Below are 18,313 nucleotides of genomic sequence, written 5' to 3'. Positions count from 1 at the left end.
TTGGTACGAGGAAACGGTAGTACAGTTCATCAATATTTCAGGATGAGGAAATTCCATGGCACAAAAAAACGAAGAGGATGACAAAGTCCGGCTCGATAAATGGCTGTGGGCAGCGCGGTTCTATAAAACCCGTGCCTTGGCCAAGGCGGCGATCGAAAGCGGCAAGGTGCACTGCCGGGGCGAGCGCTGCAAACCGGGCAAGGAGCCGCGTATTGGCGACGAATTCGTGATCCGTACCGGTTTCGAGGAGCGCACGGTGGTGGTCCAGGCGTTGTCGATCGTGCGCCGTGGTGCGCCCGAAGCACAGACGCTGTATGCCGAGACCGAAGCCAGCATCGCCAAGCGCGAGAATGCCGCGGCCGAGCGCAAGGCAGGTGCCTTGGGCGTGAGTACCGATGGTAAGCCGAGCAAGAAACAGCGGCGCGATCTGTTCAAGTTTCGCGGCAGCAGCAACGAGTGATTGACCGGAGCCACCGATCGCGCCAATCAGGCCAGGACTTGTAATTGCGCCTGTGCGTAGCCATATGAGGTAATTAGTCTGCCGTGTTTGTGCCATTCGTCGTAAAGCGCGCACAGCCACTGGCCTGCAGGCCATAACCAGGCAGCCATACGCTATAGCCAAGGCGTAACCTCGTTCTGTAAACACTTTTGTCACCTATTCAGATACCAGACTTATGACCGACTTACCGGATAACGACTTCACCCAACGCTTCATCTTCGATGACAGCGACACCCGCGGCGAGATGGTTTCGCTGGAACTCAGCTACGCTGAAGTCCTGGCCAAGCACGCCTATCCGGAGCCGGTTGCGCAACTGCTCGGCGAGCTGATGGCGGCTGCGGCGTTGCTGGTCGGCACCTTGAAGTTCGATGGCCTGCTGATTCTTCAGGCCCGCTCCGAAGGCCCGATTCCGCTGCTGATGATCGAGTGCTCCAGTGAGCGCGACATCCGTGGCCTGGCCCGTTATGAAGCGGACCGGATCGCACCCGATGCCACCCTGGCCGACTTGATGCCGGATGGTTCGCTGACGTTGACCATCGATCCGAAGCAAGGCCAGCGCTACCAGGGCGTCGTCGATCTGGACGGTGAAACCTTGTCCGACTGCTTCACCAACTACTTCGTCATGTCCCAGCAGATCGGTACGCGCATCAAGCTCTGCGCCGATGGCCGCCGCGCCCGTGGCCTGTTGTTGCAGCAACTGCCCGCCGATCGCCTGAAAGACGAAGAAGAACGCGCCGCCAGCTGGCAACACCTCACTGCGCTGGCGACCACCCTGACGGCCGATGAGCTGCTGGGCCTGGACAACGAAACCGTGCTCCATCGTCTCTATCACGAAGAGCAGGTGCGTCTGTTCGATGTGCAGAAACTGCGCTTCCGTTGCAGCTGCTCGCGCGAACGTTCGGCCAATGCGTTGGTCAGTCTGGGTATGGAAGACGCGCAAAACCTGGTGGTCGAACACGGTGGAAAAATCGAGATCGATTGCCAGTTCTGCAACCAGCAGTACCTGTTCGACGCCGCCGATGTCACCCAATTGTTCGCCGGAGCGGGTGTCGAGACGCCGTCAGATACCCGGCACTAAAACGGTTCAGCGCAGGTAAATTCACTGGAAAGTGGCGTAATAGCGCCGTTACGACGGGAGGGCCCTACTCTTTTTGGGCTTTTCTGGCATAATCCGGCCCACTTTTTTCGCGGTAGTAGTGCACGACTTTCTACTACAAAACGTTTGGAGCACTCGGCCACTGGCCGACGGGGAACCTCATGACGCAAGCCAATAACGCCGTGTACACCGATCTGAGTGTTGATGATCTGGTTAAAGAAGCCCTCAACCGCGGTGAAGGCGAGCTTGCCGATACCGGCGCACTGGTTGTTCGCACCGGTCACCGTACCGGCCGTTCGCCAGTCGATCGTTTCATCGTTGAAGAGCCGTCCACCTCGGCCGCCATCGCCTGGGGCCCGATCAACCGCAAGTTCCCGGCCGACAAGTTCGATGCCCTGTGGGATCGCGTCGAGGCGTTCAACAACGCGCAAGAGCACTTCGTTTCCCACGTGCATGTAGGCGCGGCCGAAGATCACTACCTGGCCGTGAAGATGACCACTCAGACTGCCTGGCAGAACCTGTTTGGCCGTTGCCTGTTCATCAACCCGGCTCAGTACAACCCGGCTGGCCGTGAAGAGTGGCAAGTGCTCAACGTTGCCAACTTCGAGTGCGTGCCTGAGCGTGACGGCACCAACTCCGACGGTTGCGTGATCCTCAACTTCGCGCAGAAGAAAGTGCTGATCGCTGGCATGCGCTACGCCGGTGAAATGAAGAAAGCCATGTTCTCGGTGCAGAACTTCCTGCTGCCGGCCGCCGACGTGCTGCCAATGCACTGCGCTGCCAACATCGGCGAAGAAGGCGACGTGACCCTGTTCTTCGGTCTGTCCGGCACTGGTAAGACCACCCTGTCCGCCGACGAAAGCCGTTACCTGATCGGTGACGACGAACACGGCTGGGGCGAGGGCGTGGTGTTCAACATCGAAGGCGGTTGCTATGCCAAGTGCATCGACTTGTCCGAGAAGAACGAGCCGGTCATCTGGAAAGCCATCAAGCACGGCGCGGTCCTGGAAAACGTCGTTATCGACGATGCCAAGCACGCCGACTACGCCGATGTCAGCCTGACCCAGAACAGCCGTGCCGCCTACCCGCTGGAGCACGTTGCCAAGCGTTCCGAGAAGAACCTCGGTGGCGAGCCGAACGCTGTGATCTTCCTGACCTGCGACCTGACCGGCGTACTGCCGCCAGTGTCGATCCTCAACGAAGAGCAAGCGGCCTACCACTTCCTGTCCGGCTACACCGCTCTGGTGGGCTCGACCGAAATGGGTTCGGGCAGCGGCATCAAGTCGACCTTCTCCACCTGCTTCGGCGCACCGTTCTTCCCGCGTCCAGCTGGCGAATACGCAGAGCTGCTGATCAAGCGCATCCGCGGCTTCGGTTCCAAGGTTTACCTGGTCAACACTGGTTGGACCGGTGGTGGCTACGGCGTCGGCAAGCGCTTCAACATCCCGACCACCCGTGCGGTGATCGCAGCGATCCAGAGCGGCGCGCTGATCGGTACCGAAACCGAGCACCTGGACACCATCAACCTCGACGTGCCACTGGCCGTACCGGGCGTTGAGACTGGCCTGCTGAACCCACGCAATACCTGGGCCGACAAAGCCGCCTACGACGAAGCCGCCAAAGCACTGGCCGGCCTGTTCATCGAGAACTTCAAGAAGTTCGAAGTGAGCGACGCGATCAAGGCTGCCGGTCCTCAGTTGTAAGTGTTGGTTTGACGCAATGAAAAAGCCGCCCTTCGGGGCGGCTTTTTTGTGGGCGACGTTTCAGGTTTTCAGGTGCAAGACAAACGCGCCGACCAACACCAGTACTACCCCCAGTACCTGCACCTTCCCCAGCCGTTCCTTGAAAAATACATACCCCAGAATAGCCGCTATCCCCCCCGACAACGTGCTGATCACCGTCACCACCGAAACCGACCCGGCCACTGCGCCCCAGGCGAATGACGAAAACCCGCCGAGGTTCATCAGGCTGGCGCCGGTCAGCGTCACGCAGTTTTTCAGCGGCGGGATTTTCAAGCCGTCGTCGATCCTGAGCACGATCACCACCAGCACTATCAGGCCCACCAGATACGCGAGCCAGAGCATCGTTACCGGCCCGAGTGTCTGCAGGACGAAGCGGCCTTGCAGCCAGAAACTGGTGCCGTAGAACACTGCCGCCAGCAACGCGTAGGCGATGGAACTGCTGGCTTGTGTGGTGTGGGGTACCTTCGGGTCGGAGTGAATGCTGGACAGAACCACACCGAGCACACAAAGGCCGATGCACAGCAACTGGATCAGGCTGATGTGTTCGCCGCCGGCCCAGGACAACAGCGTGGTCACCACGCCATAGGATGTCACCAGCGGGGCGACGATGGAGGCTTTGCCCAGGGCGAAGGCCTTGGACAAGGCCAAGGCGCCGGACACCGTCAACACGGCGGCGGCGAGGCCGAATAGCCAGGTTTCCAGCGGGGCGGCCAAGGACCGCAGAATGAATACCGGGAAAGCGACCAGCAGCAGGCTCATGATGGTAAAGCCCAGCGCCTGACCGAAATACACGGCACGTTTGACGCCAACCGCGCGGGCGTTCAAGCCCACCAGAAAATCCGTGCCGCCCCACAGCACGGCGGCCAACAAGCCCATCAGAACGTCCACGCAATGTCCTTATCGTTATTCGCCGGGGACGCTACAGGCTTTCAAGTTCATCCGTGTCCCAGCGTTGGGCATTGATGGCCCGGTAGAGCATGCCGATGGTCAAAGGCACCTTGTCGCCACGACCCTTGGCTTTGCGCTTAAGGAATACATCGTAGCCGTCAGGCTGGAAATAGCGATAGCTGTCGTAATCCACGAAATCGATGGCGAAGTGGTCTTCCAGGGTTTGACTTGGGCAAATCTTATTGTTCGTCAGAGAGGATGGGAAGGGCGGGAGCAGATTGCGGCGAAGCATTTTGCATGTACTTGGCGATGGCTTTTTCTCGAGTGGACAGTGGTTTTTCGAGATCTGCCGGCGACGTGTTGAATCCTGCAAAACGCAAGCTTGCTAGATGTTTGAGCGGCTGACCTTTTCGTAATACGACTGTTTTTGTTTGAGCGTTAGCTTGCTATAACGTTGCTTCAGGTGGCTAATGCATTCAATACATGGACAGGGTCATTATGAATAGCTTTCAGCAAAGCCTTAGCCGGCCCCGTTGGCTCGCGACGGCCCTGCTCCCAATTTCGCAAAGTGCCAAGTTGGACGTCGATCAATGCTGCGAATTTGGCTTGAGTTAAACCAGTGGCCTTACGGATTTCTTTGACGTGCAACGCAACTACTTGAAATTCGCGGGAAGGTCGCCGCTCACCCCGTACAATCTCGTCCATCTGTTGTACGCTTTCCATCAGCTCATCAAAAAATTTGCTCATGGTTATCTCCAGTGTTCAATGACTGCTTTCAACGCTTTGCGCTCATCGGCGGTCAAATCTTGTTGTTCATTTTTAGGGTAGATCATCAATAAAGCGATTTGCGATGCCGAGATGAAATGATAGTAAATCACTCGAGCTCCGCCTCGTTTACCATGTCCCTTCGCTGCGACCCGCATTTTGCGGATCCCGCCTGTCCCTTCGATAACGTCGCCGGCTGAAGGGTTCGACACCAGCAGCTTCTGTAATATCGCGTAGGCATCGTCATCCAATAATTCTTTGGCTCGACGAGTGAAGATTGAGGTTTCAATAAAAATCATCAGTAATGTACGCCATTGGCTTACTTTTTGGCAGTGCCGGCGGTCCTGAATGACCTCCGCTTTTTCAGTTGCGACCATTATTGTTCTTCAGCCGGTCAGTTTCGGCAGGCGTTGCCGGGCGATGTCGAGCAGGTCGTTGCCGTCCTGGGTCAGCAGGTACAGCGCATTGACGATGTTGGGGATATCGCGGGTGTCGGCCGGTTTGAAGCACAGGCAATACAAGGTCTCCAGCAGGTCGCTGGCGGCGCGGATGCGCTGGCGGGCGGCGTCGAGGATTTCCAGGGGATCGGCCTCGGTGTCGATCACCAGTACCGGGGATTCGCTGTTGCTGGATTTGAGCGGGCGATAGCGGTCGGTCAGTGGGTCGGGGCGGATCATCGAGGTGGGTCCTGTGCGAAATCGGCAAGTGCGCCCGGTAAGCCCAGACACGGTTTTTCAGCCTTGCCGGAAACTATAGAAGGGCGTGGTGTTGTGCGACAAGACGGCGGAGATCGACAGGTGTTGTAGGGTTTTGCGCGGTTATTGAGGAAAGGGACTACAGACGCCGCAGAAGCTGTAGGGCATTTCGAATTTCGCCGCCCGCGAAGGCGATTTGCCAGGCGCCGCACTCCCAAGCCATCCGCTGTATCATCCCGTATCGTTTTTGCCCCCGACCTTTTCTCGACTCGCTGCGATCGCCGGCTAGGCTTTGCTCATCGCAGCAGTCAACGGAGTGACAGCTTATGCACAACACCCTGGAACAGGTTTTCGGTTATCCACAGTTTCGGCCCGGCCAGGAGGCAACGATCAGCGCAGTGCTGGCGGGGCGATCGGCGGCGGCAATTTTCCCCACTGGCTCCGGCAAGTCCCTTTGCTATCAGCTGTCGGCCGTATTACTGCCGCACCTGACGTTGGTGGTCTCGCCATTGCTGGCGTTGATGCAGGATCAGTTGGCGTTCCTGCAACGCCACGGCATTGCGGCGGGCAGTATCGATTCGGCCCAGAGCCGCGATGACGCCAGCGATGTCATGGCCCGCGCCAAGTCCGGCGAACTGAAAATCCTGATGGTCTCCGTGGAGCGCTTGAAAAACGAGCGCTTTCGTAATTTCCTGCAGCAGGTGCCAATCTCGTTGCTGGTGGTGGACGAGGCGCACTGCATCTCCGAATGGGGGCATAACTTTCGCCCGGATTACCTCAAGCTTCCGGACTATCAGCGCCAGTTCAATATCCCCCAGGCGTTGTTGCTGACCGCCACCGCGACCCCGAAAGTGATCGCCGATATGCAGGCGAAATTCGCCATCGAACCTGGCGATGTGGTGACCACCGGTTTCTATCGGTCGAATCTCAATCTGTGGGTCGAGCCGGTTCGCGGCCAGGACAAGCGTCGACGCCTGGTTGAATGGATGAGCCAGCGACCCGGCCAGCCGAGCATTGTCTACGTCACCCTGCAGAAAACCGCCGAGCACATTGCCGAACATCTGCAGCGCCATGGCATTCAGGCCGAGGCCTATCACGCCGGCTTGCCTCACGAGCAGCGTGAAGGCATCCAGAAGCGTTTCATGGGCGGGCAGTCCAATTGCATCGTCGCCACCATCGCTTTCGGCATGGGCATCGACAAGAGCGATATCCGTAACGTCGTGCATTTCGACCTGCCCAAATCGATCGAAAACTACAGCCAGGAAATCGGCCGAGCCGGGCGTGACGGGCTGCCATCGGACTGCCTGGTGCTGGCCAACCGTGACAGCCTCAACGTGCTGGAAAACTTCGTCTATGGCGACACGCCTGAACTGGACGGTATCCGCTGCGTGCTCGACGAGATGCAGGCCGCCGCGCCCGAGGGACAATGGGAGTTTCTGCTGGGGCCACTGGCGGACCAGAGCAACATCCGCCAGCTGCCGCTCAAGACCTTGCTGGTTCAGCTGGAGCTTCGTGGTCTGATCGCTCCGCGTTATGCCTACTACGCCGAATACCGGTTCAAGTATCTGCAGGAGCCCGAGCAATTGCTGGCGCGCTTCGAGGGTGAACGCAGGGATTTCGTCGCGGCGATCATCCAGACGTCCCCGCGCGCGCGTACCTGGGCCACGGTGAATTTCGATGCACTGTACGAACAGCATCAGGCCGAGCGCAGTCGGGTGGTCAAGGCGCTGGATTATTTCCAGGAAAAGGGCTGGGTCGAGCTTGAGAGCAAGCTGATGACCGAGGTCTACAGCCTGCTGCAAACCGATTTCGACAGTGCCGAGTTGAGTGCAGAGCTGCACGCCGGCTTCACTCGGCATGAACAGACCGAGGTTGCGCGGATACACGCCATGCTGGATCTGTTCGCCACTGATCGCTGCCTGGGTTATCGCCTGGCCGAGTATTTCGGCGACGAAAATGTGCCCCGTCAGTGTGGGCATTGTTCGGTTTGTCACGGGCAAGTCGCACGACTGCCAGCACCCCCGGAGTTGCCTGCGCTTGTGGATAAAAATTTCGAGGCGCTGTGTAGCGATTTTATCCACAAGCATGAACAACACACGGGGAGTTTGCCGTCGGCCGAGCGTGTGACGCGGTTTCTGTGCGGGATCAGTGTGCCCTTGTTTACCAAGCTCAAGGTGCGGACGATTTCGGGATTTGCGGTGTTGGAAGATTATCCGTATGCCGAGGTTCGAGGGTGGGCCGAGACACATCTCTAACCCGTGTGTGGGCGCATCCATCCGCTGAATGTTGCTCATCACAGGAATAAATTTCAAAAAAGCGCAGCGGCTGACTATGGTGAGGGCTGTCTTCGGATCGCCAACAAGAGAGCAGAACATGAGCCAGACACCGTTCGATATTCAGCGCGCAGCCGTGATCGGCGCGGGCACCATGGGCCGTGGCATTGTCATGTGCCTGGCCAACGCCGGGGTAGCGGTGCAATGGGTCGATAACAATCCGCAGATGCTTGAACAGGCACTGGTCACCGTGGCGGACACCTACGCCCATAGTGTTCGGCAAGAACGCATCGATCAGGCCGAGGCCGATGCCCGTATCGCGCGGGTCACGGCAGCGGCCAATTATGCGGCCATCCGTGACGTCGACCTGGTGATCGAAGCCGTTTACGAAAACCTCGAGCTCAAGCAGTCAATCTTCCGCGAACTGGATGGCCTGCTCAAACCTGAAGCCATTCTGGCGAGCAATACTTCAGCACTGGACATTGATGCCATCGCTGCCGTTACACGCCGTCCGCAACAAGTCCTGGGCCTGCACTTTTTCAGTCCGGCGCACATCATGAAGCTGCTGGAAATTGTCCGTGGTGCCCAGACTGCACCAGCGGTGCTTGAGGCCGCACTGGTGTTGGGCAAACGCATGGGCAAGGTCAGCGTGGTGTCGGGCAATTGCGACGGCTTCATCGGCAATCGCATGCTCAATACCTACGTGCTGGAGGCGCGCAAAATGCTGCTGGAGGGTGCTTACCCTTACCAGGTGGATGCGGCGCTGCAAGGTTTCGGTTTCGCCATGGGGCCATTCCGCATGTTCGACGTGGTTGGCGTCGATTTGCAATGGCGTGCCCGGCAACTGTCCGGCGTTGGGCAGGATGCGCCAGAGGTGCAGGTGGATAACCGTCTGTGTGAATTGGGCCGTTTTGGCCAGAAGAGCGGCGATGGCTTCTACCACTATGAACCGGGTAGTCGTCAGGCTGAGCACGACCCGCGGGTCGATGTGCTGGTACTGGAAGTCAGCGAAGGGCTGGGGTTCCATCGTCGCGAGATAAGCCAGGAAGAAATCCTGGAGCGCTGCCTGCTGGCGCTGGTCAATGAGGGCGCGAAGATTCTTCAGGAAGGCATCGCCGGATCGGCCCATGACATCGATCTGGTTTACCTCAACGGATACGGGTTCCCGGCGGACAAGGGCGGGCCGATGGCCTGGGCGGATCAGCAGGGGTTGGCGGATATTCATCAGCGGCTGTTGGCACTGGAGACCCGCCAGGGCGATCACTGGAGCCCGGCGCGGTTGATTGGTGAGTTGGCGGCGGCGCGGAAAGGGTTTGCCGACAAGTAATTGATGTGGCGCCTGTTCCGGCGCCTTCGCGAGCAAGCCCGCTCCCACAGTTGAAGGCGTTCCACTGTGGGAGCGGGCTTGCTCGCGAAGAACGATAACGCGGTTTTTCGCCTTAAATTGGTCATCCAACCCCAGGAATCAACGCTGATGCCCCAACGCTCCGACTACCCGCACTTGCAACCCATCACCACCCGTTGGCACGACAACGATGCCTACGGTCACGTCAACAACGTCACCTACTACAGCTACTTCGACACGGCGGTGAACACCTACCTTATCGAAGTCGGTGGCCTGGACATCCACGATGGCGAGGTGGTGGGTTTCGTGGTGAGTTCGGCCTGTGATTACTTTGCTTCCATCGCCTTCCCGGATCGGATCGAGATCGGCTTGCGGGTCGGCAAGTTGGGCAGCAGCTCGGTGCAGTACGAATTGGCGGTGTTCAAGCAAGGGGAAGACGAGGCCTGTGCGGCGGGGCGCTTCGTGCATGTGTTCGTCGACCGGGCATCGAATCAGCCGGTGGCGATTCCGCTCGCATTGCGCAGTGCGATGGAGCGCCTGGTAGTTTAAAACGGGCAAAAAAAATCGCAGCCCTTGGGCTGCGATTTTATCTATCAGTGAACCGCCTGGTATTCCGGGATCAGTCACGATGGCGATAGTACTTGTGATGCTTGCGGTGGCCATACGCATGACCGCGACCTGGGTGGCCGTCACGGTAGTAACGACGATCATCATGACCGCGATATCGACGACCGTCATGATCATCGTCATCATCATCGGCTTTGTTGCCCATATAGTTACCCAGCGCGCCACCGGCACCGCCGCCTGCTGCGGAGCCGATCAGGCTGCCGGTGGTGCCGCCAACGCTGCGGCCAACCACGTTACCGCCTGCTGCGCCCAACGCACCGCCAATGGCGGCTTCGCCACGGCTGCGTTTGTCTGCGCCGACTGCGCTACCACCCGCGCCGCCCAGGGCCGCGCCGATGGTGGAACCTGTATTGCCGCCCAGCGATTGGCCGACGACCGAGCCCAAAACCCCGCCCAATGCGCCGCCCACACCTGCTTCGGTGGTGCCGCCAGCAGAGGCCATGCCACTGACCAGGCCAAGGGACAACAAGAGAATCGAGGAGAACTTCATGGAGGAACCTCAAGGGGATGACGACGCGATCCTGAGGCTGTGTCATGGGCGTGACAATCGAAATCCGACGAGTAACACGACTTGAGCACATTTCTATAAGTTGCTGTTTTTTGGGCGGAACTTAATGGTTTTTCGCCGGTCTTTAGTTACTTCGGATAGGCCGTTTTTGTGAAAAACGGCCTTTTTTGTGGGCGTTTGGAAACTGTTTCATCCGGGTTATTCGTTGGATGATCCACCGCTTTCGCGAGCAAGCCCGCTCCCACATTGAATACCAGGCGTACATAAAATCTGTGTTCGCTGAAGATCAAATGTGGGAGCGGGCTTGCTCGCGAAGACGCCAGTCCAGACGCCGAATCAGGCCGACCTGGCCATGATCAACCCAGTCTCACTCGCCGCTTCCAACCGGATCGCCACGAACTTCGACGTTGGTGTATGGCTGCCATCCCCGGTGCTCTCCAGCGGCACCAGCGGATTCACTTCCGGATAGTACGCCGCCGCTTGTCCTGCAGGAATATCAAATGCCAGCAGCGTGAAGCCCTTCACCCGTCGTACAACGCCATCATCCCAGATCGACACGATGTCCGCCTTCTGCCCCGGCTTGAAGCCCAGGCGAATGATGTCAGCTTCGTTGACGAACAGCACATCACGTTGGCCTTTAACCCCGCGGTAACGGTCATTGAGACCATAGATCGTGGTGTTGTACTGATCGTGGGAGCGCATCGATTGCATGATCAGGTCCGGCAACACACCGGTGGCGCGGGTACGTTCGTGAACCAGATCCCTGGGCAGCGCGTTCGGGCGGAAGTTGGCCCGGCCGGATGAGGTATTCCACTTGCGCGCGCCGGCGCTGTTGCCCAGGTAGAAGCCGCCTGGGTGCTTGACCCTTACGTTGAAATCCTTGAAGCCTGGGATGGTATCGGCAATCAAGTCGCGGATGCGCCTGTAGTCGGCCACCAGCCAGTTCCAGTCGACCGGATGGCTGCCCAGGGTCGCGGCGGCGATGCCGGCCAGGATCGCCGGTTCCGAGCGCATCTGGTTCGACAGTGGCTGCAACTGTCCGTTGGAGGCGTGGACCATGCTGAACGAATCTTCGACAGTCACCGCTTGCGCGCCTTCAGTCTGGATGTCGATGTCGGTACGGCCCAGGCACGGCAGGATCAGGGCGTCTTTGCCGTGAGTCAGATGGCTGCGGTTAAGCTTGGTGCTGATCTGCACGGTCAGGTCGCAGTTGCGCAGGGCCTGGAAGGTGCGCGGGCTGTCCGGGGTGGCTTGAGCGAAGTTGCCACCCAGGCCGATGAAGACTTTGGCCCGGCCTTCGGCCATGGCATGAATCGCCTCGACCACGTTGTGGCCGTTTTCCCGCGGAACCTTGATCTGGAAGCGACGCTCCAGGGCATCAAGGAACGCCACGGGTGGCCGTTCGTTGATGCCCATGGTCCGGTCGCCCTGCACGTTGCTGTGGCCACGCACCGGGCACAGGCCGGCGCCTGGCCGTCCAATGTTGCCGCGCAGCAACATCAGGTTGGCGATTTCCTGGATGGTCGCGACCGAATGGCGATGCTGGGTGATGCCCATGGCCCAGCACATGATGACGTTCTTGCCCTTGGCGTACATGCGCGCCGCTCGCTCGATTTCCACCAGGGGCAGGCCGGACTGCTCGACGATCTGCTCCCATGGGGTTTCGTCGATGGCGGCCAGGTAGTCCAGTACATTGACGCTGTGTTCGTTGAGGAAGGCGTGATCAAACACCGCAGGCTCGCCCGCATTCTGTGCATCACGCTCCCATTGCAGCAGGAATTTCGCCATACCCCGCATGATCGCCATGTCGCCGCCCAGCGCCGGACGGAAGTACGCGGTGTTGGTCGGTTTGTCGCCATTGGTGAGCATTTCGATCGGGTGTTGCGGGTGCTGGAAGCGCTCCAGGCCGCGCTCTTTCAGTGGGTTGATGCACACCACCTGTGCGCCGCGCTTCACTGCTTCACGCAACGGTTCGAGCATCCGAGGATGGTTGGTGCCGGGGTTCTGGCCCCAGACGAAAATCGCATCGGCGTGTTCGAAGTCGTCGAAGGTCACGGTGCCTTTGCCTACGCCGACACTTTGTGACAACGCAACGCCGCTGGCTTCGTGGCACATGTTCGAACAGTCGGGGAAGTTGTTGGTGCCATAGGCGCGCACGAACAGTTGGTACAAGAAAGCCGCTTCGTTACTGGCCCGGCCGGAAGTATAGAACTCGGCCTGGTCCGGGCTCGCCAAGCCGTTCAGGTGTTTGGCGATCAGCGCAAAGGCAGCGTCCCAACTGATCGGCTTGTAGCGATCGGTCTCGGCGTCATAGCTCATCGGCTCGGTCAGCCGGCCCTGATATTCAAGCCAGTAGTCGCTTTGCTCCAGCAGCGAAGTGACGCTGTGTTTGGCGAAAAAACTGGCGTCGACGCGGCGTTTGGTCGCTTCCCAGTTCACCGCCTTGGCGCCGTTCTCACAGAACATCACCATGCCGGCTTCGTTGGAGTCACCCCAGGCGCAGCCGGGACAGTCGAAGCCGCCGTTCTTGTTGGTCTTGAGCATCATGCGCAGGTTTTTCAGCGCGTTGTCGCTGGTCAACCAGGCCTGGGCGACGCTGATCAGTGCGCCCCAACCTCCGGCCGGGCCTGTGTAGGGTTTGTAGCGAGGGACAGGTTTCTGGTCGGCTTGACGGTGTTGACTCACGCTTGGTTCTCCAACGCTGGGCTGTAGACCCGCGGCGCATTCTTTTGTGGCAGATGGATGAGATTGAGGTTGTGGCGACGGGCCCATTGCACGGCGAGCCCTGTCGGAGATGACAGGCTGACCAGGGTCTGGATGCCGGCGCGCAAGACTTTCTGGATCAATTCGAGGCTGCAGCGACTGGTGACGATCGCCAGCCCGCCTGCCGTCGGAATGTTTTGCCGGATCAAGCCACCAATCAATTTGTCGAGGGCGTTGTGCCGGCCGATATCTTCACGGCCCAGCAACAGTTGGCCCTGGTCGTTCATGAACACAGCCGCGTGCACCGCCCCACAGTGCTGGCCAAGCGGCTGGAACGCGCCAATGCGCTGGCGCAGGCCATCGAGCCATTCAATGGGTGGCAGCGGGGCGCCGGGCAATACCTGGAGGTCCGGCAATGCCTGCTCGACCGCTTCCACGCCGCACAGCCCGCAACCGCTGGTACCGGCCAGTTGCCGACGCTGTTGCTTGAGGTTCCAGAACGCGCGATTGGCGATGGTCACTTGCGCGTACTGCGCCGAGCCCGAGCCGCTGAGTTGCAGGTCATAGATGTCCGTGGCGTCCTGGATGATGCCGCTGCCCAGGCTGAAGCCGACGATGAAGTCTTCAAGGTCCGTGGGCGTTACCAGCATCACCGCCTGGCTGATGCCGTTATAGGCAATCGCCAGTGCGACTTCCTCGGCCAGCGCGGTGCTGGCCGACTCCGAATGTTCGAGGTTGCTGTAGCTGTACGTTTGGCTGGCGTCGGGCGCGGGCGTTTCGAGGGCAGGCGCCGCGCAGGCTGGGCGCTTGGCGTTCATGGCATCACCGAGGGTTTGATCAGCTTTAAGACTAGGCGCGGCAACTTGTCACGTCTAATCGCTATTACTGATCTGCCGATAGATGCCGTCGATCAAGCGCCGATCAACGATTGTTGATAAAGCGCAAAACAGGCCTCCGCCAAGGCCGAGCGTGGCGCGCTGCGTCGCATGATCAGCCCCAGCCGGCCAAGGGTCTGGGCGTTTTCGATCGGTTGCAGGCGCAAATGATCGGTCAGTCCTTCCAGGCCTCCGTCCAACGGCATCACCGCGCAGCACAAGCCACCGTGCACAGCTTGTAACAGTTGATGAACGGCATCGGTTTGCAACAAAGGCTGCGGGTTGAGCCCTCGACTATGGAAGTTGTGGTCGATGGACTGGCGAAAGTGCATGCCGCTGGTGAGCATGCCCAGCGGTAATTCGATCAGCGACTCCCAACTCAGCGGTGTATCGCCAAAGGTAAAGAAACGCTGATCGTAGAGCAGGCCCATGCGGGTTTCACTGAAGGTCAGGGAATCGAAGCGCTCGGCATCCAGGCGTTCGAGGTAGGACACGCCGAGGTCCAGGCGATTGTTCGCCAGTTGTTCGAGGATCTGCTCGGAACTCAGTGCCGAGAGTTCGAAGCGCAGGTTCGGGTGTTCCGTGTGCAGGCGTTGCAGCAGCGGCAAGGGATCGAAGCTCGACAGCGGCACCACGCCCAGGCGCAGGGTGCCGACCAGGTTACCGCGACAGGCGGCCGCCTCGGCGTACAGGCCATCATAGGCCGCCAGAACGGTGCGCGCCCAAGCCAGCACCCGCTCGCCAGGTGCAGTGAAGCCTTCGAAGCGCTGGCCGCGATTGACCAGCGGCAGGTCGAGTTCTTCTTCGAGGCTGCGCAGGCGCATGGACAGGGTCGGCTGGGTAATGTGGCAGCGCGCGGCGGCCTGGCCGAAATGGCGGGTTTCGTCCAGAGCGATGAGGAATTTCAGCTGCTTGATGTCCATCTTCGTTCCTGGAGGCGGGAAGGGGCGATTCTATCGCAAGCGGCGTCATTGGTCGGTTTGGATTGGCAAATGACTGCCGTGGTCTAGGCTTTTGCGTCTGGAACCCGAAACCCAAGGAGAGCGAAACAATGAGCCTGTTCAGTTTTCTAAAAGAAGCCGGTGAAAAAATCCTCGATGCGTTGACGCCGGACAAAGCCGAAGCCAACAGCGAGGCGTTGACCAAGCATGTGCAGCGTGCGTTGACGGGGATCGACACTTCCAAGATTCAGGTCAAGGTCGAGGGCGATAAGGTCATCGCCAGCGGCGAAGCGAATACGCAGGAAGAGAAGGAGAAAATCCTCCTGGCCCTGGGCAATGTGGCAGGTGTCAGCGGTGTTGAAGACGAGATCACTGTTACTGGACCTGTGGTCGTGGCGGCGAAGTTTGTCGTGGTCGAGAAGGGCGACACCCTGAGTGCCATTTCCTTGCGCGTGTATGGCAATGCCAACCTGTACAACAAAATCTTCGAGGCCAACAAACCCATGCTCAAGGATGTGAACAAGATCTATCCGGGGCAATCGTTGCGGATTCCCGAATAATGTGAGGCTCTGTAGGAGCTGCCGCAGGCTGCGATCTTTTGATCTTGTTTTTAAAGATCACAGTCAAAAGATCGCAGCCTTCGGCAGCTCCTACAGGGAATCAAAGGCCGGTTATCAAATCCCGATAATCACCCACTGCGGCAAATTCAGCGGTGTCCTTGGGCCCCTTTTGGCTGTCCGGCTCTTTCACGGCCAGCAAATGCCCCACACCAAAATCCCGCGCACTGCGCAGGATCGGCAAGGTATCGTCGATAAACAGGCTGCGCGCCGGGTCGAAGTCGATGTCGGCCTGCAAGGCATCCCAGAACTGCGGGTTTTCCTTGGGGAAACCGTAATCGTGGGAGCTGATCAGGCGCTCGAAATAGGGTCCCAGTTCGATTCTTTCCAGCTTCAAGGACAGCGAATCGCGGTGTGCGTTGGTGATCAGCACCACGCGTTTGCCTGCACGCTTGATCGCTGCCAGGAAGGTGTCCGCATCCGGGCGCAGGGCGATCAGATGAGCGGTTTCCAGTTTCAGCTCGCGCACCGGCAGCTTCAGTTCGGCACTCCAGAAATCCAGGCAGTACCACTGCAGCTGGCCGGCATTGCGTTCAAACAGGGGCTGCAGTTCCATATCGGCCATGGCCCGACTCACTCCGTGCCATTCGGCATAGCGCTTTGGCAGGTGCTCCAGCCAGAAATGGTTGTCGAAGTGCAGGTCCAGCAGCGTGCCGTCCATGTCCAGCAGAACGGTATCGATATCGCGCCAGGGCAGCAGGGACATAAAAACTTCTCCAGCGGTAAAAAAAGGTATCCGGGGACAACAAACAGGATAGGCCGGGTATAGTAACCCGCTATCGCCCAGGAGCCGCTCATGCGCCAGAAACCCACCATCCTCGCCCGCGAGATTGTCGCCACCAGCCGTTTGTTCTGCGTCGAGGAACTGAAGCTGCGTTTTTCCAATGGCGTGGAGCGCACCTATGAGCGGCTGGTCGGCAAGGGTGCAGGTTATGGCGCCGTGATGATCGTGGCGATGCTCGATGCGGACCATGCTGTCCTGGTCGAGGAATACTGCGGTGGTACCGATGAATACGAATTCTCGCTGCCCAAAGGCTTGATCGAGCCAGGTGAGGACGTTCTGGCGGCAGCCGAGCGCGAGCTCAAGGAAGAAGCCGGTTTTGGCGCGCGACAGCTTGAGCATTTGACCGAGCTGTCGCTGTCCCCCGGTTACATGAGCCAGAAAATCCAGGTGGTCTTGGCCACTGACCTGTACGAAGAACGCCTGGAAGGTGACGAACCTGAGCCGATGGGCGTGGACAAGGTCAACCTGCGCGAGTTGTCGGCGCTGGCGCAGAACCCGAAGTTCACCGAAGGCCGGGCCTTGGCAGCCTTGTACCTGGCCCGTGACCTGTTGACCCAGCGCGGGGTGTTCCAGCCATGAATTTTCCCCACCCATTGATGGCGCCGGTGGTCGAGCTGGCGTTGCAGGCCGGCGATGCGATCCTGCCATTTTGGCGCACCGGCACGCAGGTGACCGCCAAGGCGGATGATTCACCCGTGACGGCCGCAGACCTGGCCGCTCACCATCTGATCCTGGCCGGGCTGACGGCACTCGATCCGAGCATCCCGGTGCTGTCCGAGGAAGACGCCAACATCCCCCAGAGCGTACGCGCCGGATGGCAGCGCTGGTGGCTGGTGGACCCGCTGGACGGCACCAAGGAATTCATTTCCGGCAGCGAAGAGTTCACCGTCAACATCGCGTTGATCGAGCAGGGGCGCGTGGTATTTGGCGTGGTGTCGATGCCGACCAACGGGCGTTTCTATGTCGGTGGTGCCGGGTTCGGCGCGTGGCGTGGCGATCAAGGTGGCACGCCCGTGGCGATTGCGGTGCGTGATGTTCCGGCCCCCGGTCAGCCGTTCACCGTGGTTGCCAGCCGTCGCCATTCCAGTCCAGAGCAGGAACGCTTGCTGGCTGGGTTGAGCGCCAGCCTGGGAGAACTGGAACTGGCCAACATCGGCAGTTCTCTGAAGTTCTGCCTGTTGGCCGAGGGGGCGGCGGATTGTTATCCACGCCTGGCGCCGACTTCGCAGTGGGATACAGCAGCGGCTCAAGGCGTGCTTGAAGGGGCGGGTGGCGAGGTGCTCGATTTGAAGGGGGCGCCGTTCTGTTATCCGGCGCGGGAGTCGCTTTTGAATGAGTTCTTTTTGGCGCTGCCGGCCAAGGCTGCTTGGCGGGAGCAGTTGTTGGCGTTGGCTCGAGGTTAAAATCAAAAGATCGCAGCCTGCGGCAGCTCCTACAGGGGTATTCGTATGGCTGCGATTTTTGCGTTAGCGGTGTAGCACGTATTGCCCGACAAACTTCACTGCATCCTCATCGCTACCCGCGTTTACGACTCGCGTATGCAGGCTCAATCGCGCCCGTCCGTACCGCTGATACATCGCCAGGAATTTCTTCCACACCTGCGCACTCGGCGCCTGGCAAATGGCGTGTGCATCGCCTGTCACTGGCAGCGGGTAGTTGATCTGCCCTTCCTGAATAACGATGTGCCCGTCGCTTATCCCTTCTTCTTTCAGGCGTAAATGCAGCCAACCCCAACCGGCCAGTACCGCGCCGCAATACAGGCTGCCGCCGAACATGGTGCTCTTGTGGTTGACGTTGGCGTCCAGCGGCAAGTACAGGCGCAGTTGCTGATCGTGCCAGTCGAGCACCTTGAGGCCCATGTCCCGGGTGAGGGGAATGTCGTGGTGGAGGACGGATTCCAGTTGACGACTGTCGCGGCTCATTCAGGGGCCTCTTGTTTGTAGTGGATGAGTGGG

At 59.4% G+C, this 18,313-nt stretch carries 19 protein-coding genes and 1 pseudogene; 9 read left to right on the top strand and 11 right to left on the bottom strand.

Annotated elements, in window-relative coordinates; all coding sequences use genetic code 11:
• Window positions 1–55 precede the first annotated feature (55 nt).
• From SOP95_RS05980 to SOP95_RS05970, 3 genes are all read left to right on the top strand, one after another.
• On the top strand, window positions 56–460 hold the full coding sequence (locus SOP95_RS05980; protein ID WP_274075090.1) for an RNA-binding S4 domain-containing protein: 405 nt from the start codon (window positions 56–58) through the stop codon (window positions 458–460).
• A gap of 214 nt (window positions 461–674) precedes the next feature.
• Window positions 675–1,577: an Hsp33 family molecular chaperone HslO gene (hslO, locus tag SOP95_RS05975; RefSeq protein WP_323606546.1), complete on the top strand. Its 903-nt coding sequence runs from the start codon at window positions 675–677 to the stop codon at window positions 1,575–1,577.
• 179 nt (window positions 1,578–1,756) lie between these two features.
• Window positions 1,757–3,298 (top strand): phosphoenolpyruvate carboxykinase, encoded by a 1,542-nt coding sequence (locus tag SOP95_RS05970; protein WP_323606545.1) that lies wholly within the window; start codon window positions 1,757–1,759, stop codon window positions 3,296–3,298.
• A 60-nt stretch (window positions 3,299–3,358) separates the two neighbouring features.
• Here the strand turns inward: SOP95_RS05970 and SOP95_RS05965 are convergent, their stop codons facing one another.
• From SOP95_RS05965 to SOP95_RS05940, 5 genes and pseudogenes are all read right to left on the bottom strand, one after another.
• Window positions 3,359–4,213 (bottom strand): DMT family transporter, encoded by an 855-nt coding sequence (locus SOP95_RS05965; protein ID WP_274075176.1) that lies wholly within the window; start codon window positions 4,211–4,213, stop codon window positions 3,359–3,361.
• Between the two features lie 43 nt (window positions 4,214–4,256).
• A pseudogene (locus SOP95_RS05960) lies at window positions 4,257–4,451 on the bottom strand (DUF1493 family protein); the annotation flags it as partial.
• A gap of 233 nt (window positions 4,452–4,684) precedes the next feature.
• Window positions 4,685–4,972, bottom strand: a complete 288-nt coding sequence (locus tag SOP95_RS05950) for a helix-turn-helix domain-containing protein (RefSeq protein WP_274075093.1) — start codon at window positions 4,970–4,972, stop codon at window positions 4,685–4,687.
• A gap of 2 nt (window positions 4,973–4,974) precedes the next feature.
• Window positions 4,975–5,289 (bottom strand): type II toxin-antitoxin system RelE/ParE family toxin, encoded by a 315-nt coding sequence (locus SOP95_RS05945; protein WP_274075177.1) that lies wholly within the window; start codon window positions 5,287–5,289, stop codon window positions 4,975–4,977.
• Window positions 5,290–5,376: 87 nt separating this feature from the next.
• Entirely contained in the window at window positions 5,377–5,667 is a 291-nt protein-coding gene (locus SOP95_RS05940; RefSeq protein ID WP_323606544.1) for a hypothetical protein, read from the bottom strand.
• A 344-nt stretch (window positions 5,668–6,011) separates the two neighbouring features.
• Between SOP95_RS05940 and SOP95_RS05935 the strand changes: the two genes are divergently transcribed.
• The 3 genes from SOP95_RS05935 (at window position 6,012) to SOP95_RS05925 (ending at window position 9,852) form a co-directional block, all read left to right on the top strand.
• Window positions 6,012–7,940: a RecQ family ATP-dependent DNA helicase gene (locus SOP95_RS05935; RefSeq protein ID WP_323606543.1), complete on the top strand. Its 1,929-nt coding sequence runs from the start codon at window positions 6,012–6,014 to the stop codon at window positions 7,938–7,940.
• A 118-nt stretch (window positions 7,941–8,058) separates the two neighbouring features.
• Window positions 8,059–9,285 carry a 3-hydroxyacyl-CoA dehydrogenase gene (locus tag SOP95_RS05930; protein WP_323606542.1) on the top strand — a complete coding sequence of 409 codons (1,227 nt, stop codon included), beginning with the start codon at window positions 8,059–8,061 and terminating at the stop codon, window positions 9,283–9,285.
• Window positions 9,286–9,432: 147 nt separating this feature from the next.
• Window positions 9,433–9,852, top strand: coding sequence for an acyl-CoA thioesterase (locus tag SOP95_RS05925; RefSeq protein WP_323606541.1), 420 nt, complete (start codon window positions 9,433–9,435; stop codon window positions 9,850–9,852).
• A 70-nt stretch (window positions 9,853–9,922) separates the two neighbouring features.
• Here SOP95_RS05925 and SOP95_RS05920 read toward each other — a convergent pair whose 3' ends face one another.
• From SOP95_RS05920 to SOP95_RS05905, 4 genes are all read right to left on the bottom strand, one after another.
• Complete coding sequence (locus SOP95_RS05920) at window positions 9,923–10,420, bottom strand: glycine zipper domain-containing protein (RefSeq protein WP_274075098.1); 498 nt, start codon at window positions 10,418–10,420, stop codon at window positions 9,923–9,925.
• Window positions 10,421–10,774: 354 nt separating this feature from the next.
• On the bottom strand, window positions 10,775–13,123 hold the full coding sequence (locus SOP95_RS05915) for an FdhF/YdeP family oxidoreductase (RefSeq protein ID WP_323606540.1): 2,349 nt from the start codon (window positions 13,121–13,123) through the stop codon (window positions 10,775–10,777).
• Entirely contained in the window at window positions 13,120–13,959 is an 840-nt protein-coding gene (gene fdhD / locus SOP95_RS05910) for a formate dehydrogenase accessory sulfurtransferase FdhD (protein ID WP_274075100.1), read from the bottom strand. Before fdhD ends, SOP95_RS05915 begins: the two co-directional genes overlap by 4 nt.
• Before the next feature lie 92 nt (window positions 13,960–14,051).
• Window positions 14,052–14,939 (bottom strand): LysR family transcriptional regulator, encoded by an 888-nt coding sequence (locus SOP95_RS05905; RefSeq protein ID WP_323606539.1) that lies wholly within the window; start codon window positions 14,937–14,939, stop codon window positions 14,052–14,054.
• A gap of 128 nt (window positions 14,940–15,067) precedes the next feature.
• On the opposite strand from SOP95_RS05905, the gene lysM reads away from it, so the two are divergent.
• Window positions 15,068–15,517, top strand: a complete 450-nt coding sequence (lysM, locus tag SOP95_RS05900; protein WP_323606538.1) for a peptidoglycan-binding protein LysM — start codon at window positions 15,068–15,070, stop codon at window positions 15,515–15,517.
• A 100-nt stretch (window positions 15,518–15,617) separates the two neighbouring features.
• Here the strand turns inward: lysM and yrfG are convergent, their stop codons facing one another.
• Entirely contained in the window at window positions 15,618–16,280 is a 663-nt protein-coding gene (gene yrfG, locus SOP95_RS05895; protein ID WP_323606537.1) for a GMP/IMP nucleotidase, read from the bottom strand.
• 90 nt (window positions 16,281–16,370) lie between these two features.
• On the opposite strand from yrfG, the gene nudE reads away from it, so the two are divergent.
• Window positions 16,371–16,937, top strand: a complete 567-nt coding sequence (gene nudE, locus SOP95_RS05890) for an ADP compounds hydrolase NudE (RefSeq protein WP_274075104.1) — start codon at window positions 16,371–16,373, stop codon at window positions 16,935–16,937.
• Window positions 16,934–17,761, top strand: a complete 828-nt coding sequence (gene cysQ, locus SOP95_RS05885) for a 3'(2'),5'-bisphosphate nucleotidase CysQ (RefSeq protein WP_274075105.1) — start codon at window positions 16,934–16,936, stop codon at window positions 17,759–17,761. The genes nudE and cysQ overlap by 4 nt, the downstream gene beginning before the upstream one ends.
• A 63-nt stretch (window positions 17,762–17,824) precedes the next feature.
• Here the strand turns inward: cysQ and SOP95_RS05880 are convergent, their stop codons facing one another.
• On the bottom strand, window positions 17,825–18,280 hold the full coding sequence (locus SOP95_RS05880; protein WP_274075106.1) for a YiiD C-terminal domain-containing protein: 456 nt from the start codon (window positions 18,278–18,280) through the stop codon (window positions 17,825–17,827).
• Window positions 18,281–18,313: the final 33 nt, after the last annotated feature.

Source organism: Pseudomonas sp. YuFO8 (assembly GCF_035065025.1).
Lineage (GTDB): Bacteria > Pseudomonadota > Gammaproteobacteria > Pseudomonadales > Pseudomonadaceae > Aquipseudomonas > Aquipseudomonas putida_AE.
Note: the sequence above shows the minus strand (reverse complement) of the source record. Positions and strands in the feature narration are given on the sequence as shown.

What these genes read in the sequence shown, in the direction of transcription:
- SOP95_RS05980 (WP_274075090.1), top strand. Translation starts at nt 56, where the DNA reads ATGGCACAAAAAAACGAAGAGGATGACAAAGTCCGGCTCGATAAATGG.
- hslO (WP_323606546.1), top strand. Translation starts at nt 675, where the DNA reads ATGACCGACTTACCGGATAACGACTTCACCCAACGCTTCATCTTCGAT.
- SOP95_RS05970 (WP_323606545.1), top strand. Translation starts at nt 1,757, where the DNA reads ATGACGCAAGCCAATAACGCCGTGTACACCGATCTGAGTGTTGATGAT.
- SOP95_RS05965 (WP_274075176.1), bottom strand. Translation starts at nt 4,213, where the DNA reads ATGGGCTTGTTGGCCGCCGTGCTGTGGGGCGGCACGGATTTTCTGGTG.
- SOP95_RS05950 (WP_274075093.1), bottom strand. Translation starts at nt 4,972, where the DNA reads ATGAGCAAATTTTTTGATGAGCTGATGGAAAGCGTACAACAGATGGAC.
- SOP95_RS05945 (WP_274075177.1), bottom strand. Translation starts at nt 5,289, where the DNA reads ATGATTTTTATTGAAACCTCAATCTTCACTCGTCGAGCCAAAGAATTA.
- SOP95_RS05940 (WP_323606544.1), bottom strand. Translation starts at nt 5,667, where the DNA reads ATGATCCGCCCCGACCCACTGACCGACCGCTATCGCCCGCTCAAATCC.
- SOP95_RS05935 (WP_323606543.1), top strand. Translation starts at nt 6,012, where the DNA reads ATGCACAACACCCTGGAACAGGTTTTCGGTTATCCACAGTTTCGGCCC.
- SOP95_RS05930 (WP_323606542.1), top strand. Translation starts at nt 8,059, where the DNA reads ATGAGCCAGACACCGTTCGATATTCAGCGCGCAGCCGTGATCGGCGCG.
- SOP95_RS05925 (WP_323606541.1), top strand. Translation starts at nt 9,433, where the DNA reads ATGCCCCAACGCTCCGACTACCCGCACTTGCAACCCATCACCACCCGT.
- SOP95_RS05920 (WP_274075098.1), bottom strand. Translation starts at nt 10,420, where the DNA reads ATGAAGTTCTCCTCGATTCTCTTGTTGTCCCTTGGCCTGGTCAGTGGC.
- fdhD (WP_274075100.1), bottom strand. Translation starts at nt 13,959, where the DNA reads ATGAACGCCAAGCGCCCAGCCTGCGCGGCGCCTGCCCTCGAAACGCCC.
- SOP95_RS05905 (WP_323606539.1), bottom strand. Translation starts at nt 14,939, where the DNA reads ATGGACATCAAGCAGCTGAAATTCCTCATCGCTCTGGACGAAACCCGC.
- lysM (WP_323606538.1), top strand. Translation starts at nt 15,068, where the DNA reads ATGAGCCTGTTCAGTTTTCTAAAAGAAGCCGGTGAAAAAATCCTCGAT.
- yrfG (WP_323606537.1), bottom strand. Translation starts at nt 16,280, where the DNA reads ATGTCCCTGCTGCCCTGGCGCGATATCGATACCGTTCTGCTGGACATG.
- nudE (WP_274075104.1), top strand. Translation starts at nt 16,371, where the DNA reads ATGCGCCAGAAACCCACCATCCTCGCCCGCGAGATTGTCGCCACCAGC.
- cysQ (WP_274075105.1), top strand. Translation starts at nt 16,934, where the DNA reads ATGAATTTTCCCCACCCATTGATGGCGCCGGTGGTCGAGCTGGCGTTG.
- SOP95_RS05880 (WP_274075106.1), bottom strand. Translation starts at nt 18,280, where the DNA reads ATGAGCCGCGACAGTCGTCAACTGGAATCCGTCCTCCACCACGACATT.